Annotated in this window: 13 protein-coding genes and 1 pseudogene; 3 read left to right on the top strand and 11 right to left on the bottom strand. The window is 70.4% G+C overall.

Features of this window, described 5'->3' with window-relative positions; genetic code table 11:
* Positions 1-56 precede the first annotated feature (56 nt).
* Positions 57-1,214, top strand: coding sequence for a xylose isomerase (xylA, locus tag KBX21_RS13290; RefSeq protein WP_210842089.1), 1,158 nt, complete (start codon positions 57-59; stop codon positions 1,212-1,214).
* Positions 1,215-1,325: 111 nt separating this feature from the next.
* On the opposite strand, the gene KBX21_RS13285 is transcribed toward xylA, so the two are convergent.
* The 3 genes from KBX21_RS13285 to KBX21_RS13275 all read right to left on the bottom strand — a co-directional run bounded on the left by KBX21_RS13285 (position 1,326) and on the right by KBX21_RS13275 (position 3,878).
* Positions 1,326-1,595, bottom strand: coding sequence for a site-specific integrase (locus KBX21_RS13285; protein ID WP_210842088.1), 270 nt, complete (start codon positions 1,593-1,595; stop codon positions 1,326-1,328).
* A gap of 409 nt (positions 1,596-2,004) precedes the next feature.
* Positions 2,005-2,958 (bottom strand): SDR family NAD(P)-dependent oxidoreductase, encoded by a 954-nt coding sequence (locus KBX21_RS13280; protein WP_210842087.1) that lies wholly within the window; start codon positions 2,956-2,958, stop codon positions 2,005-2,007.
* 14 nt (positions 2,959-2,972) lie between these two features.
* Entirely contained in the window at positions 2,973-3,878 is a 906-nt protein-coding gene (locus KBX21_RS13275) for an oxidoreductase (protein ID WP_210842086.1), read from the bottom strand.
* Positions 3,879-3,961: 83 nt separating this feature from the next.
* Between KBX21_RS13275 and KBX21_RS13270 the strand changes: the two genes are divergently transcribed.
* A complete protein-coding gene (locus KBX21_RS13270) occupies positions 3,962-4,591 on the top strand; it encodes a TetR/AcrR family transcriptional regulator (protein ID WP_210842085.1) in 630 nt (209 codons plus the stop codon).
* A gap of 170 nt (positions 4,592-4,761) precedes the next feature.
* On the opposite strand, the pseudogene KBX21_RS27210 reads toward KBX21_RS13270, so the two are convergent.
* From KBX21_RS27210 to KBX21_RS13240, 7 genes and pseudogenes are all read right to left on the bottom strand, one after another.
* Positions 4,762-4,914 (bottom strand): annotated as a pseudogene (locus KBX21_RS27210) (hypothetical protein); the annotation flags it as partial.
* Positions 4,915-5,040: 126 nt separating this feature from the next.
* Entirely contained in the window at positions 5,041-5,718 is a 678-nt protein-coding gene (locus tag KBX21_RS13265; protein WP_210842084.1) for a hypothetical protein, read from the bottom strand.
* Between the two features lie 10 nt (positions 5,719-5,728).
* Positions 5,729-6,319, bottom strand: coding sequence for a hypothetical protein (locus KBX21_RS13260; RefSeq protein ID WP_210842083.1), 591 nt, complete (start codon positions 6,317-6,319; stop codon positions 5,729-5,731).
* A 305-nt stretch (positions 6,320-6,624) separates the two neighbouring features.
* Positions 6,625-6,996 (bottom strand): STAS domain-containing protein, encoded by a 372-nt coding sequence (locus KBX21_RS13255; protein WP_017544239.1) that lies wholly within the window; start codon positions 6,994-6,996, stop codon positions 6,625-6,627.
* 309 nt (positions 6,997-7,305) lie between these two features.
* Positions 7,306-8,370, bottom strand: a complete 1,065-nt coding sequence (meaB, locus tag KBX21_RS13250; RefSeq protein WP_210842082.1) for a methylmalonyl Co-A mutase-associated GTPase MeaB — start codon at positions 8,368-8,370, stop codon at positions 7,306-7,308.
* Between the two features lie 69 nt (positions 8,371-8,439).
* Entirely contained in the window at positions 8,440-10,677 is a 2,238-nt protein-coding gene (gene scpA, locus KBX21_RS13245) for a methylmalonyl-CoA mutase (protein WP_210842081.1), read from the bottom strand.
* Positions 10,674-12,638: a methylmalonyl-CoA mutase family protein gene (locus KBX21_RS13240; RefSeq protein WP_210842080.1), complete on the bottom strand. Its 1,965-nt coding sequence runs from the start codon at positions 12,636-12,638 to the stop codon at positions 10,674-10,676. Before KBX21_RS13240 ends, scpA begins: the two co-directional genes overlap by 4 nt.
* A 227-nt stretch (positions 12,639-12,865) precedes the next feature.
* Here KBX21_RS13240 and KBX21_RS13235 point away from each other — a divergent pair, with 227 nt between their 5' ends.
* Positions 12,866-13,540, top strand: a complete 675-nt coding sequence (locus KBX21_RS13235) for a hypothetical protein (RefSeq protein WP_210842079.1) — start codon at positions 12,866-12,868, stop codon at positions 13,538-13,540.
* Between the two features lie 82 nt (positions 13,541-13,622).
* Here the strand turns inward: KBX21_RS13235 and KBX21_RS13230 are convergent, their stop codons facing one another.
* Positions 13,623-14,024: a hypothetical protein gene (locus KBX21_RS13230; protein ID WP_049574081.1), complete on the bottom strand. Its 402-nt coding sequence runs from the start codon at positions 14,022-14,024 to the stop codon at positions 13,623-13,625.
* Positions 14,025-14,033: the final 9 nt, after the last annotated feature.

Here is a 14,033-nt window from a genome sequence, read left to right as displayed (position 1 = left end):
CTAGACAAACTGGCCGGGTCCGATGCCCTCCACGGACCGACCCCCCAGGAGCACACATGACCGACCTCCGCCCCACACCCGAGGACCGCTTCACCTTCGGCCTGTGGACCGTGGGCTGGCGCGGCGTCAACACCTTCGGCGACCCGGTCCGCCCGGTCCTCGACCCGGTGGACGCCGTGCACCGCCTCGCGGACCTCGGCGCCTACGGCATCACCTTCCACGACGACGACCTCGTCCCGCCTGGCAGCACCTCCGCTGAACGGGAGGAAATCCTCCGGCGCTTCCGGGGCGCGCTCGACGAGACCGGGCTGCGGGTGCCGATGGTCACCACCAACCTGTTCAGCCATCCGGTCTTCCGGGACGGCGGGTTCACCTCCAACAGCAGGGACGTGCGCCGCTACGCACTGCGCAAGGTCATCCGCAACATCAACCTCGCGGTCTCCCTCGGCGCGCGGACCTTCGTGTGCTGGGGCGGCCAGGACGGTGCCGAGACGGAGGCGGGCAAGGACCACCGCGCGGCTCTGGACCGCCTGCGCGAGGCCTTCGACCTCCTGTGCTCCTACGTGCTTGAACAGGGGTACGACCTGCGCTTCGCCATCGAACCCAAGCCCAACGAACCACGCGGCGACGTGCTGCTGCCCACGGTCGGCCACGCCCTCGCCTTCATCGAACGGCTGGCCCACCCGGAGATGGTGGGGGTCAACCCGGAGGTCGGCCACGAGCAGATGGCCGGTCTGAACTTCGCGCACGGGGTCGCCCAGGCGCTGTGGGCGGACAAGCTCTTCCACATCGACCTCAACGGACAGCGCGGAGTCAAGTACGACCAGGACCTGCGCTTCGGCGCGGGCGACGTCAAGGAGGCCTTCTTCCTCGTCGACCTGCTGGAGCGGTCCGGGTACGAGGGTCCGAGGCACTTCGACTTCAAGCCGCCCCGCACCGAGGACGTGTCCGGGGTGTGGGAGTCGGCGGCTGGCTGCATGCGCAACTACCTGATCCTCAAGGAGAGGGCCGCCGCCTTCCGCGCCGACCCGGAGGTGGCCGCCGCGCTGGCCGAGTCCCGGGTCGCCGAGCTGTCCGAACCCACGCTCTCGCACGGGGAGAGCGTGAAGGACCTGCTCGGGGAGGAGCTGGACCTGGAGGCGGTGGGGCCACGCGGGTACCACTTCGAGCGGCTGGACCAGCTCGCCCTGGACCACCTCTTCGGCGTGCGCTGACTGGGGGGCGCCCCCGGCGGACCGGGGCGTCCGCCCCGGGGGCGCGGGGTCTCGGAGTCATCGGGGGTCGAGGAGGATTACTACAGAATTTGTCAGTAGATCTCCGACCGCTCACCGGTCGATGGTGAGCACCTCCAGGGCGCGGGTCTTGTCCGCCTCACTTGGCAGGGTGTAGCGGCGGGTGGTCTTCAGGTCGGCATGGCCCATCAGCTCCGCGACCAGGACCACGTCGACCGGTGCGGTGGCGTCGCCGCGGCCGCGCACGCGGTCGGTGCCGAAGGTGTGGCGCAGCACGTGCGGGCCGAAGGATTCGCCGTCGTCGGCCGGCCCGATCCCCGCCGCAGCGCCCAGGGTGGTCACCACGGTGTTGGCGGCCCGCATGGACGGCGCTCCGGCGTCGCGGTTGCGGATCAGCGGGCCCGTCGCGGACGGTCGAGCTCGTCCAAGAGCTCCTCCAGGGTGGTGCGGGCCTGGGCGTGCAGGGGCACGGTGCGGTCCCTGCGCCCAACCTGCCTTTGCCGCGCACCCGCACGCTTCCCTTGCGGGCGAAGAGGCGGATGTCGGCCAGGTCCAGGGCGACGATCTCCGCCACCCGCAGGCCCGTGTAGTAGGCAAGGTGGCAGATGGCCCGGTCCCGGGGCCGGCGTCGCGGGCCACGGTCCGCAGGAACCGCAACAGGGTGCGCTGGTCCAGGGCTCGGGGCGCGGAGGGGCGGGGCAGGCGTTCGTGCACAGTGAAGCACCTTTGGCGACTGGGCTGCCTCCTGTTGCGCCCATGGCCCCTTTCAGGCTTACCCTGTTCGCCCCCCAGTGTGGTCATGAAGGCTCCTGGCGGACTCTGCTGCCGTCGGGGATACGGGTTCGGGGGTGCGGGACCGGTGGGTCACCGTGAGGATGCCGTCCATCAGCCGGGTCGGCAGGAAGCGGACGAGCGGGATGAGGAGAGCGGCGTCCGCGCCGAGGGTGTACCGAGTGCGTGGGCGGGGCCTGATCGCGACCCTGGCGATCGTGGCCCCTGCCTTGGCCGCCGACATGGCGCGTTCCAGAAAGGCCGCGTTGGACGACACCGTCGCCTTGACGAGGCCGCCGTACAGACGCTGGTGTTCGGCGTTCATCCCGGCGGCGAGTTCGAGCGAGGTCTCACCGCTGCGGAGGGCCATCTCGGTACGGACACCACCGGGCTGGATGACGACCACCTGCACACCGTGCGCGGACGCTTCGCGGCGCAGGGAGTCGCTGGCCGCTTCGAGCGCGAACTTGGTTCCCGCGTATGCCCCGAAGGCGGGAAGCGCGGCCACCCCGCCCACAGAACTGATGTTGACGATCCTGCCGCGGCTGCGCCGAAGGAAGGGCAGGAGGCTTTGAATGACGGCGATGTGCCCGAAGAGGTTCACCTCGAACTGCTTCCGCCACAGGGAAAGGGGCAACACCTCGACGGGGGCGTTGATCTCGATCCCCGCGTTGTTGACCAGGACGCGCAGGACACGCCCCTCTGGGTCGTCGGCGATTCGCCGGGACAGGGCCTCGATGTGTTCGGGGACGGTGATGTCCAGGGTCACCGGTTCGATGCCCTCGGCCCGGACGGCGTCGGCCTCATCTTCGGTGCGTACCCCGGCGAGGACGTGGTAGCCCCTGGCTGCGAGGGCCCGCGCCGTGGCGGCTCCGATGCCCGACGAAGCGCCGGAGACGACGACGAGTTCGCTCTTCTGGGGCTTCTCGCGCGGGTGTTTCCGTGGACGGACCACAGCGGCGGTTCCTTTCATCGGGCAGGGGGTACGGGCGCGTCAAGGGGGAAGTACGTGCCGGTCAGCTCCTCCGACACCTTCCACAGCCGTCGTGCTGCGGATTCGTCGCGTGCCCGGGCGGCCCGCCCGACCAGCGTGGGCGCACCGCGCATGCCCCACAGCCGGTCGGGACCGACATAGCTGTCGCCGGGAAGGTCGGCGGTGGCGGCGTGGAGCGTGGGCTGGGCACCGTCCTCAGCGCTGTGGGAGACGAGACCGACGAGGAACTTCTCGACTCGGAATCCCAGAGAGGGCTTCTCCTGCGCTCTCATCAGGTTCGTCGAGGAGATGCCGGGGTGCGCGGCCGTCGAGATGACACGTGACCCCGCGCGGGCGAGTCTGCGCTGGAGCTCGGCGGCGAACAGGAGATTGGCCAGCTTGGACTGGGTGTAGGCGGCGTTGGGCCGGTACGGTCTGCGCTCCCACTGGAGGTCGGAGAAGTCCAGGGACCCGATGCGATGCCCGAGCGAGGCCACCGTCACGACCCGCCCCCTGATGCGCGGAAGGAGCAGGTTCGTCAGGGCGAAGTGGCCCAAATGGTTGGTCCCGAACTGCAACTCGAACCCGTCCGTGGTGCGGGAGAGCGGCCCCAGGGAGAGGCCGGCGTTGTTGACCAGCAGATCGACGTGGCCTGGGAGAGCACGGGCGAACTCGCGGACAGAGGAAAGGTCGGCGAGGTCGAGGGCCCGGACCTGGGCCCGGCCCGTCATGGTGGCCGCTGCCGCCTCTCCCTTCTCCGGATTGCGTACGGCGAGGACCACCTGCGCACCGCGCTCGGAGAGAACGCGAGCGGTGACGAGTCCGATACCGCTGTTGGCTCCGGTGACGACGGCGGTACGGCCGGTCAGGTCGGGAAGCTCGGCGGGGGAGGATCTGAACATACCGCGAGAGTAGACAGTGGAAACATTGTTGTCAAGGGAAACATTGTTTCCAGGGGAAACATACTGTTGAGTATGCTGCCCCCATGCCTGAAACCAGGGAGCATCGGCCCTACCACCACGGAAATCTCCGCACAGAACTCCTTGACGCGGCGGAGCGCAGCCTGAGGGAGCACGGAATCGATCAGCTCTCCCTACGAGACCTCGCGCGAGAGATCGGGGTGAGTCACACAGCGCCCCGCCGACACTTCGCGGATCGCCGCGCGCTGCTGGACGCCCTGGCCGAGTCGGGGTTCGTCCGCCTGGGCGCGAGGCTGCGAGCCGCGGTGGACCAGATTGGGGATGAGGGCTGCCTGCACACCCGCCTGCACGCTTTCGCGTCGGCCTATGCGCGGTTCGCCACCGAGAACGCCGCGCTGACCAGGCTGATGAACTCCAGCAAGCACCGTCCCGGGGCGAGGGCCGTCGCCGTGGCCGCAGCGGCCGCGTTCGGGCAGGTCAGTGATCTGATCGAAGAGGGCCAGGAGCGCGGCGAGTTGAAGGAGGGCGACCCCGAGGACATCGGCCTCATCATCTACGCCGCCGTCCAGGGGATCACCTCCATGGTCAACGACGGCATCATCGACCCCGAAAGGCTCGAAGGGCTCGTGGACACAGCAGTGACACAGTTCCTGCGAGGCGCTGGCTCAGGGGTTGGAACTGGGAGGAGTCGTTGATCGAGTGATCTGTATTCTTCGGGGATCCCGCCACTTTGATCACTGTGTGTGGTCGCTGGGGGCGTAGCGGTTCCAGACTCGGCCCGCCTGGGCGGCAAGGACCCGGGTGGGGTGGTCGGCCTGGAAGACGCCGAGCATGCGCACGGTGCCCCGCCCCCCTGCACCGCCCAGCCGAGCTTGGTGGCGGGGGTGCTCTTGCTCGTGGCCAGGGTGAGGGCGTCAGGGGGCAGGCGGAAGCACTGTTCCAGGTCGGCCACCGACAGCTCGTCGGGGAAGCGGCCATAGCGGGCGATCTGGTCTTCGGAGAGGTACTCATGCGGCATGGCCGCGAACGTAGGGGCCGCGAACAGGGCAAGCCCGCCCCGTCACCGAACCGACGCCTAGGTCACGGCTCCACCGCCAAGTCCTGTAGTAATCTCCCTCGGCCCCCTCATCCGGGCGGTCTCAGATCAGCCACCGACAGTCCCCGGGGCCTCTTCCTTGACGGCGGCGCGCTCGTCGTAGAGCCGCGCGAAGTCCCGCGCCCGCTGGCGGTAGCGCTTCGTCCAGGGTCCGAGGAAGAGCAGGTACGCCACGAACAGCAGGGTGAACGTCGCGGTGAAGAAGAAGTCAAAATCCATGCCGCTGAGCAGGTAGTTCATGATCGTCAGCGCACCGAACATCACGAGTCCGACCGCGCTCAGCACGTTGACGGTCTTCGGGGAGTTGATCTTCGCCTCCGCCTGGGCGGCGACCACCCGCGCGATGCGGTTGACCTCGTCCCGCTCGTGGAGACCACCACGGCGCAGCTGGCGCTTCGCCTCCAGCAGGTCCACCGGGTCAGTGTCCGGATGCAGGGTCGAGGTGCCGAGGGTCCGGCGCAGGAACTTGGGCATCAGCCACACCATCAGGGCGCCGATGACCACGGCGGGGGCTGCCGCACCGAGGAGGACCGGGACGAAAGCCGTCCAGTCGTCGAGCAGGATCACGCAGAGGACGAGTGGCGGGAGCAGCGCCATGAGAAGGACGGCCGACATGACCCTGACGGCGTAGGCACGCGGGTTGTTCTGCGCGTAGACCTGCATCTGGCCGAACAGGGCCCTGGGATGTCGGCGAGCGGACCGGGGGTGTGTCGTGTGCTCGTTCATGCCGAACCCACTACCCCGAATTCTCGTTACCAATCTGAGACCCCTTGGTGGGGCCCCGATGACTGACCGCCGCGCGCCCCGTGGCGGCGAAGGCCTCGACCACGGCCCGGGCTCTCCGCTTGGACCTGAGGTCCTGGGGGACGGCCAGGGTCACCAAGGCCACCATGAAGACGCCCACCGCGAGGAAGAACGTGGAGGCGGCGTCCCAGAAGCCGAGAGAGGCGTACCGGTCGAGGGCCAGGAACAGGTTGAACCCGGCCAGGACGCACAGTCCCAGCGTCGTCGGCCACATTCGCTGCCCCCGGACCTGGGCGGCCAGAGCCGCGGCGATCCGGTCGACGGCGGGGACGCCGGTCAGCGTTCCCGCGCGGAGTACCCTCCTCGCGGCACGCAGGTCGGCGGGACGGGTGTCAGCGGGTAGTTCGACCCTGGACGGCGCCAGGTTCAGGAGAGCGGTGAGCCCCACCACGAAGAGCGGGAGGCCCACGACCCCTCCGAACAGGACCAGGGTGATGCGGGCGGCCGCGGAGAGATCGAGGGCGAAGACGAAGCCCAGGAGGGCGGTCAGGAGGAAGAGCAGCGCGATGCTGATCCCGGCCACACGTACGGCGTGACGCGGATCGTTCAGGGCTCGGACCTGGAAACGGGTCAGGGGATCGAGGAGGCGGCGGGGGGACCTAGGGGAGGGATGTGCGTCGTTGATGGCTCCATTGTCCCCCAGAGAACGGGGACGCACGGAGTTGTCCACAGGGCGACCTCACCACCCCGCTTCGGGGCGGTCATGGCCGGGCGACACCCGATCCTCTCCGGGCAGGGCACCGCGCCTGCCGGAGGAGGGCACGGGAGAGGAGGGGCGTCAGCGGCTGTCACGGTCCCGGGAGGGGATCCACGGAACCCTGTGGACCACTAACCGGCCTGGCGTTTGGCCTCCAGGGCCTCCATCGCCGCGACGGCGGTGGCGACGGTCTGGTGGACCGGAACCTGCCGGTGCAGGCCGACCAGTCGGACGACCTTGGTGACGCGTTCGTTCAAAGCCGCCAGAGACAGGGAACCGTCCAGCTCACGGACGTTCCGATAGGCGTTGATGATGACGTTCAGCCCGCTGGAGTCCATGAAGTCCAGGGCGGACAGATCCAGGATCAGCCACGGACCGTGGTCCTCGATCGCGGTCTTGATGTGTTCCTGGAGGTCGGCGGCGGTCGCGATGTCGAGTTCTCCCTCGATCGCGACGATGACGCTGCGGCTCTCGAACCGCGTGCTCAGTCCAAGCCTGTGCACGTTCACTCCTCCCGGCCCCACGTTCAGATGGTGAGGGGTCCCTCGCTTAACCATACGCAGCCCGACCGGGAACGACTACCGGACCCGGCTCCACTCCCACAGAGCCGGTCCGGTGAGGGGAGACACTTGCGCGCCCGAGCGGCCTGGTAAGTCGTTGGACACACACGGTATAAGCGAACCGCTCCCACGGGAATGGCATCGGGGAAGAAATTTTCGCCTCATGGGCAAGAACCCCCTCCCCTGCGGGCGATACCTCCCGTTCACCCTGGGTCATATCACGACATGGAACCCGGTCTTGCTTCGTACCCGTCAGGCGTCGTCACCGTCATTCGAGGGCCGGTCACGCCCCGTTCGCCCCTTCGAGTCGTTGTCACCCTGAGTGAAGGAGTCCAGCAGGGACCGCGCGGCCAGGGTGGCGGTGGTCTCACCCGAACGCACCCGCGACTCCATCGTGGGGATGAGGTCGGCCACATCCGCGTCCCGCAGGAACGTGTCCATGAGCTGGTCCCGCACCTGGTCCCACATCCAGCTCACGCCCTGGGCACTGCGACGGTCGGCGAGGGCGCCGTCGCGCTCCAGCACGCGCCGGTGTTCGAGCACGGTCTCCCACACCTCGTCCAGCCCGTCGCCGGTCAGTCCGCTGCACGTCAGCACCGGCGGGCGCCACTCGGGGTGGACCGGCTGGAGCAGGCGCAGGGCGCGGGAGAGTTCCCGGCCGGCCTTGCGGGCGTCGTCGGCGTGCGGGCCGTCGGCCTTGTTGACCGCGACCACGTCCACGAGTTCCAGAACGCCCTTCTTGATGCCCTGGAGCTGGTCACCGGTGCGGGCCAGCGTGAGGAACAGGAAGCAGTCCACCATGGCGGCGACGGTGACCTCGGACTGGCCGACCCCCACTGTCTCGACCAGGACGACGTCGAACCCGGCCGCCTCCATGAGCAGCATGGTCTCCCTGGTCGCGCGTGCCACCCCGCCGAGGGTGCCCGCCGTGGGAGAGGGCCGGATGAAGGCGTCGGGGTCCACCGCGAGGTCGGCCATGCGGGTCTTGTCGCCCAGGATGCTGCCGCCGGTGCGGGTGGAGGACGGGTCGACCGCGAGCACGGCCACCCGGTGTCCGCGCGAGGTCAGCCGGGTGCCGAGCGCGTCGATGAAGGTCGACTTGCCCACACCGGGCACCCCGGTGATGCCCACCCGCTGGGCCTTGCCCGTGTGCGGCAGCAGGCGCACCAACAGCTCCTGGGCGGCGCGCGCGTGGTCCGGACGGCGCGACTCCACGAGGGTGATCGCCCTGGCCAGGGTGGGCCGGTGCCCGGACAGCACCCCCTCCGCCAGGGCGTCCACGTCCACCGGACGCCTCCCGCGCACCGCCACGTCCACTCCCCCTCCCGGCCGGAACCCGACCGCTCGCACTCCGGCCGGGCCGCTGCGGCCCGCCGCGCTGAACAGCTATCCCCGGCGCCCCGCGCCCTCCGGGTCCAGCCGATCCTCCAGCTGGTCGAGGAGGTCGATCGCGGCCTCCGCGATCACCGTTCCGGGAGGGAAGATCGCCGACGCCCCGGCGGCGCGGAGCTCGTCGAAGTCGCCGGGCGGGATCACCCCGCCCACCACGATCATGATGTCCTCGCGGTCGAGGGCGGCCAGTTCCTCACGCAACGCGGGCACCAGGGTGAGGTGTCCGGCCGCCAGTGAGGAGACGCCGACCACGTGGACGTCGGCCTCCACCGCCTGGACGGCGACCTCGGCGGGGGTCTGGAACAGCGGGCCCACGTCCACGTCGAAACCGAGGTCGGCGAAGGCGGTCGCGATCACCTTCTGCCCCCGGTCGTGGCCGTCCTGGCCCATCTTCGCCACGAGGATGCGTGGACGGCGCCCCTCGGCCTCGGCGAACTCGTCGACCCGGGCGATCACCCGGTCCATCAGTCCGGCGGCGTCGGAGCTACCGGCCGCCTCGTTCCTGTACACACCCTGAATCGTACGGATCTGGCCGGAGTGACGGTTGAAGACCTTCTCCATGGCGTCGGAGATCTCCCCGACCGTCGCCTTCGCACGGGCCGCGTCGACGGCGGCCGCCAGCAGATTGTTCGTGAGGGACTCGTCCGCCCTGGACTCCCGTCCCGCCGCCTCGGTGAGGGCGTCCAGAGCCGCGCGCACCTCCTGGTCGTCGCGCTCCTCGCGCAGGCGCCGCAGCTTGTCCAGCTGCTCGGTGCGGACCCTGGAGTTCTCGACCTTGAGGACGTCGATCTCGTCCGCCGAGTCGGGCCGGTACTTGTTGACCCCGATCACCGGCTGGCGCCCCGAGTCGATGCGCGCCTGCGTGCGGGCGGCCGCCTCCTCGATGCGCATCTTGGGCAGCCCGGCGTCGATCGCGGCGGCCATGCCCCCGGCCTTCTCGACCTCCTGGATGTGCGCCCACGCCTTCTCCGCGAGCTGCTGGGTGAGCCGCTCCACGTAGTAGCTCCCACCCCAGGGGTCGACCACGCGGGTGGTGCCCGACTCCTGCTGCAACAGCAGCTGGGTGTTGCGGGCGATGCGCGCGGAGAAGTCCGTGGGCAGGGCGAGCGCCTCGTCCAGGGCGTTGGTGTGCAGCGACTGGGTGTGGCCCTGGGTGGCGGCCATGGCCTCCACGCAGGTGCGCGCGACGTTGTTGAACACGTCCTGCGCGGTGAGGGACCAGCCGGAGGTCTGGGAGTGGGTGCGCAGGCTCAGTGACTTGTCCTTGGCGGCGCCCAGGTCCTTGACCAGGCGGGCCCACAGCAGACGGGCCGCGCGCAGCTTGGCGACCTCCATGAAGAAGTTCATCCCGATCGCCCAGAAGAACGACAGCCGGGGGGCGAACGCGTCCACGTCCAACCCGGACCTCTGACCCGCCCGGATGTACTCCACCCCGTCGGCGAGGGTGTAGGCCAGCTCGAGGTCGGCCGTGGCCCCGGCCTCCTGCATGTGGTAGCCGGAGATGGAGATGGAGTTGAAGCGCGGCATCCGCTGCGAGGTGAAGGCGAAGATGTCGGAGATGATCCGCATCGACGGCTGCGGCGGATAGATGTAGGTGTTGCGGACCATGAACTCCTTGAGGATGTCGTTCTGGATGGTCCCCGACAGCTTCTCGGGGGACACACCCTGCTCCTCGGCGGCGACGATGTACAGCGCCAGGACGGGCAGCACCGCGCCGTTCATGGTCATGGACACGCTCATCCGGTCCAACGGGATGCCGTCGAACAGCTGGCGCATGTCGTAGATGGAGTCGATGGCCACGCCCGCCATGCCGACGTCACCGGCGACCCGGGGGTGGTCGGAGTCGTAGCCGCGGTGGGTGGCCAGGTCGAAGGCGACCGAGAGGCCCTTCTGCCCGGCGGCGAGGTTGCGGCGGTAGAAGGCGTTGGACTCCTCGGCGGTGGAGAAGCCCGCGTACTGGCGGATGGTCCACGGCTGGTTCACGTACATGGTCGGGTAGGGCCCGCGCAGGTAGGGCGGCACACCCGGGAGACCGTCCACGAAGTCCAGGCCCTCGCGGTCGGCGGGCGTGTAGAGCGGTCTGACCCCGATGCCCTCGGGGGTCTCCCACTCCAGGGCGTCCGCGGCCTTGCCGGTGGTCTCCTCCAGGGCGCGCCGCCAGTCGGCCGCGCCCTGGTCGGCGCCGGTGAAGGCGGGGAGACGGGGGTCGACGGTGGAGAAGTCGGGAATCATGCCCTCGCCCCCTGGGTGGAGTCGTTCGCGGCGGTCGGCGGGTCGGTGAGGAGCACGTCCACCAGGTCGGTGAGCAGGGCGACGGCGTCACAGCCCCTGTGGGCGAAGGCGTCCACCCCGGCCTCGCGGTAGGAGTCGCGGGGCGCCCCGGCGAGCAGGACGCGGCGGGCCCCGACCCCCTTGAGCGCGCGGGCGACGTCCTCCGCGTGTTCGCCGTAGAGCCGGTCCGAGGAGCAGATCACGGCGACCCGGCTGCCGGAGTCGGCGAAGGCGCGCGCGGCCGAGGCCGGGTCGTCGATCGGCCCCGGGTCCTTGGCCTCGATGCCCCCGGCGGCGAGGAGGTTGGTGGCGAAGGAGGCGCGCGCGGTGTGCGCGGCGACGGGCCCGAGGGTGACCAGGAACGCGGCGGGCCGGTGGCCGGTCGCGGCGGTGTGGGCGTCGGAGCGGTCGCGCAGGCTCTCGTAGTCCTGGGCGTAGCGGCGGGCCGGGAAGCCCCCGTGGACCGGTGCCCGGCGGGCCGGGTCGGGGGCGCGGACCAGGGATTTCTCGTGCGGGTCGGGGAACTCGCTGACCCCGGTGAGCGGGGCCGTCCGGCGGGCGAGGTCGTGGCGGCGGCGGTCCCACACCTGGTCCACGGCCGCGCGGAGTTCACCGTGCGCGATCGCCGCGCCGATACCCCCGGCGCGCTCCAGTTCCTGGAAGAAGCCCCATCCGGCGCCGTAGAGGTCCCGGGTGAGGGCCTCCACGTAGAAGGAGCCCCCGGCCGGGTCGACGACCCGGGCCAGGTGGGACTCCTCGATCAGGAGCGACTGGGTGTTGCGCGCGATGCGGCGGGCGAAGTCGTCGGGCAGGCCCACGGCGGAGTCGAAGGGCGCGACGGTGACCGCGTCGGCGCCGCCCACCCCGGCGGCGAAGCAGGCCACGGTGGTGCGGAGCATGTTCACGTGCGGGTCGCGGCGCGTGAGCATGGCGTTCGAGGTGGTGACGTGCAGACTCATGCCGCGCTGGTCGGTGGGCACCCCGGAGGCCTCCAGTACCTGGTTCCACATGGCGCGGACGGCACGGAGCTTGGCGATGACGGAGAACTGGTCGGCGTTCGCGGCGAGCCGGAACTCGATCCGGCGGGCGGCGTCGGCCAGGTCCAGCCCGGCGTCGGCGAGGGCACGCAGGTAGGCGGTCCCGGCGGCGACGGCGGAGCCGATCTCCTGTGCCTCGGAGCCGCCCGCGTCGTGGACGAGTGTGCCGTCGGCGACGAACAGGCCCAGCCCGGGGCGGGAGGCGGCGTGTTCCGCGGCGAAGCGGGCCGTGTCGGTCACGTCGGGGCGCTCACCGGCCAGGGCCGCCGCGCTCAGGGGGTCCAGCCCGAGGTGGGAGACGACCCGGCCGTCGGGGATCTCGGCGTCGGCGTGCGCCCGGAGCAGGGCGGTGGCCGCGTCGAGTGCGTGGGGGCCGGGCGCGGACAGCACTACGGGGGCGAGGTCGAGGTAGACGTCGGCGAGGGCCTCGCCCAGGCGGGAGAGGGGGACCCCGCCCGGTTCGGTGGCTTCGGGACCGGTGTCGGCGCCCACGGCCACCCACAGCGAACTGACGCCGTTCATGAGGTCGTTGTGCATGCGGCGCCGCAGCTCGGCGGGGTCGGCGTCGGTGTGCCGGGCGCGGATGTCCCACCCTCCGGCCACGCCTCCGCCCGGGCGGTAGCCGCGCGTGAAGGGTGCCAGCCCGGGATAGCCGGGGTCCGCGGCGGGCGGGTCGGCGGTGTAGAGGGGTTGGATGTCGAACCCGTCGTAGCCGTGCGTGGCCAGGACGGACTCGGGGGTGTCGGCGAGCCGTTCCTCCGCGACGCCGCTCTTGCGCAGCACTCCGGCGACGAGTTCGCGCCACCGCTCACGTGTGGCCGCCGGGAAGCCCTCGGCCAGGTTGGGGGCCGCGGTACCGGCGGCCCCGCTCTCAGGGACGTCCATACTTCGAGATGGTAGAGAATCGCGTTCGGTTCCGGCGAGCCGGGGTGTGGTGCTCGGCACAGGTTCGACCTCCCCCGTCCTGACCTGCGGGTTGACCAACGCCAATCACACAGGCCACATCAGCCTCAGAATATGACATAAGTCACATAAAGGCCCGCCCCAGAACCAAAAGCCCCGGTCAGGGACCCAAGCGGATACCCCAACCCGCTCTCCCGACAGGATGCCCCATGCTGAACTCCACCCGCCGCCACCGTGTCGCCCTCGGCCTCGTCGCCGCCGGCTCCGCCCTCGCACTCGCCGCCTGTGGCGGCGACGACCCCGAGCCCGCCCAGCCCGACACGGCCGCCATCGAGGAGGTCGAGGAGGAGGCCGTCGAGGTGGACACCTCCTCGTTCAACCAGGGCCCCATCCCCGACGAGGCACCCGAGATCGACCCGGAGACGGACCTGCCCGCCGAGCCCGACTCCTCGGCTCCCCTGGGGGACCGCATCGCCTGGGAGGCTCTGGAGCGGATCTCCACGTTCGCCTCCGTGGCCGACCCCGACGCCGCCTCCACCTGCCCCGAGATCGCCGGTGAGGAGGGTGAGTCCGTCACCTGCACGGTGACCTTCCTGGACGAGGAGTTCGAGTACTCGATCGACATCAGTTCCTCGGGCATCCTGATCAACTACGAGTGGGACATGCCCGAAGGGCCGCTCGTGCGCGAGGCTCTCGAGGACAGCCTCCGGGTGAGCGCCGAGTCCGAGCTCGTGCTCTGCGACATGGACTCCGACGTCGAGCGCGGCGAGACCGGCGGCGAGGCGCCCTTCCTGTGCCAGAGCCTGGACGAGGAGACCGGCGACGTCACCGAGTGGGAGGTCAGCATCTCCCAGTACGGCGCCTTCACGTTCTACCGGGCCTGATCCGCCGCCCCACCTGACCCGGAACGAACGACGGCCCCGCCGAACACGCTGTTCGGCGGGGCCCCTCGCGTTCCTCGCGGTGTCAGCCGCAGTTGGTGCCGTTGCGTACGACCCACTCGCCGCCGATCGAACCCCCCCAGTCCACGCAGTGACCCGCGGCGTCCAGGTACACCGGACCGGCGTAGGTGGTGAAGCTGCCCGGGTCGGTCTTCCAGGAGGTGGAGTCGGAGCGCTTGAGGGAGGCGTCCATGTTCATCGCGGAGCCGGGGCTGGACCGGGTCACGACCACGCAGTTCCTGCCGTTGGAGTTGTTGTAGGTCAGGTGGACCGTACCCCCGGGGACGGAGGCCGAGTTCACCACCCCGTACCCGCTCCCGCACTCCCCGCTGTAGGAGGCGGCGGAGGCCGGGGCGGGGCTGGCGAGGGCCGCGACCAGGACGACGGTGAGCCCGCAGGAGATCCGGCGGGTGAGAGACTTCAGCACTTGTGCTCC

It is taken from the genome of Nocardiopsis sp. B62 (assembly GCF_018070675.1).
Lineage (GTDB): Bacteria > Actinomycetota > Actinomycetes > Streptosporangiales > Streptosporangiaceae > Nocardiopsis > Nocardiopsis prasina.
This window is presented reverse-complemented; position numbering and strand designations above follow the sequence as displayed.

Bases quoted from the DNA above. Each gene is read 5' to 3' on its own strand.
- xylA (WP_210842089.1), top strand. From the start codon at position 57: ATGACCGACCTCCGCCCCACACCCGAGGACCGCTTCACCTTCGGCCTG.
- KBX21_RS13285 (WP_210842088.1), bottom strand. From the start codon at position 1,595: ATGCGGGCCGCCAACACCGTGGTGACCACCCTGGGCGCTGCGGCGGGG.
- KBX21_RS13275 (WP_210842086.1), bottom strand. From the start codon at position 3,878: ATGTTCAGATCCTCCCCCGCCGAGCTTCCCGACCTGACCGGCCGTACC.
- KBX21_RS13270 (WP_210842085.1), top strand. From the start codon at position 3,962: ATGCCTGAAACCAGGGAGCATCGGCCCTACCACCACGGAAATCTCCGC.
- KBX21_RS13265 (WP_210842084.1), bottom strand. From the start codon at position 5,718: ATGAACGAGCACACGACACACCCCCGGTCCGCTCGCCGACATCCCAGG.
- scpA (WP_210842081.1), bottom strand. From the start codon at position 10,677: ATGATTCCCGACTTCTCCACCGTCGACCCCCGTCTCCCCGCCTTCACC.
- KBX21_RS13240 (WP_210842080.1), bottom strand. From the start codon at position 12,638: ATGGACGTCCCTGAGAGCGGGGCCGCCGGTACCGCGGCCCCCAACCTG.
- KBX21_RS13235 (WP_210842079.1), top strand. From the start codon at position 12,866: ATGCTGAACTCCACCCGCCGCCACCGTGTCGCCCTCGGCCTCGTCGCC.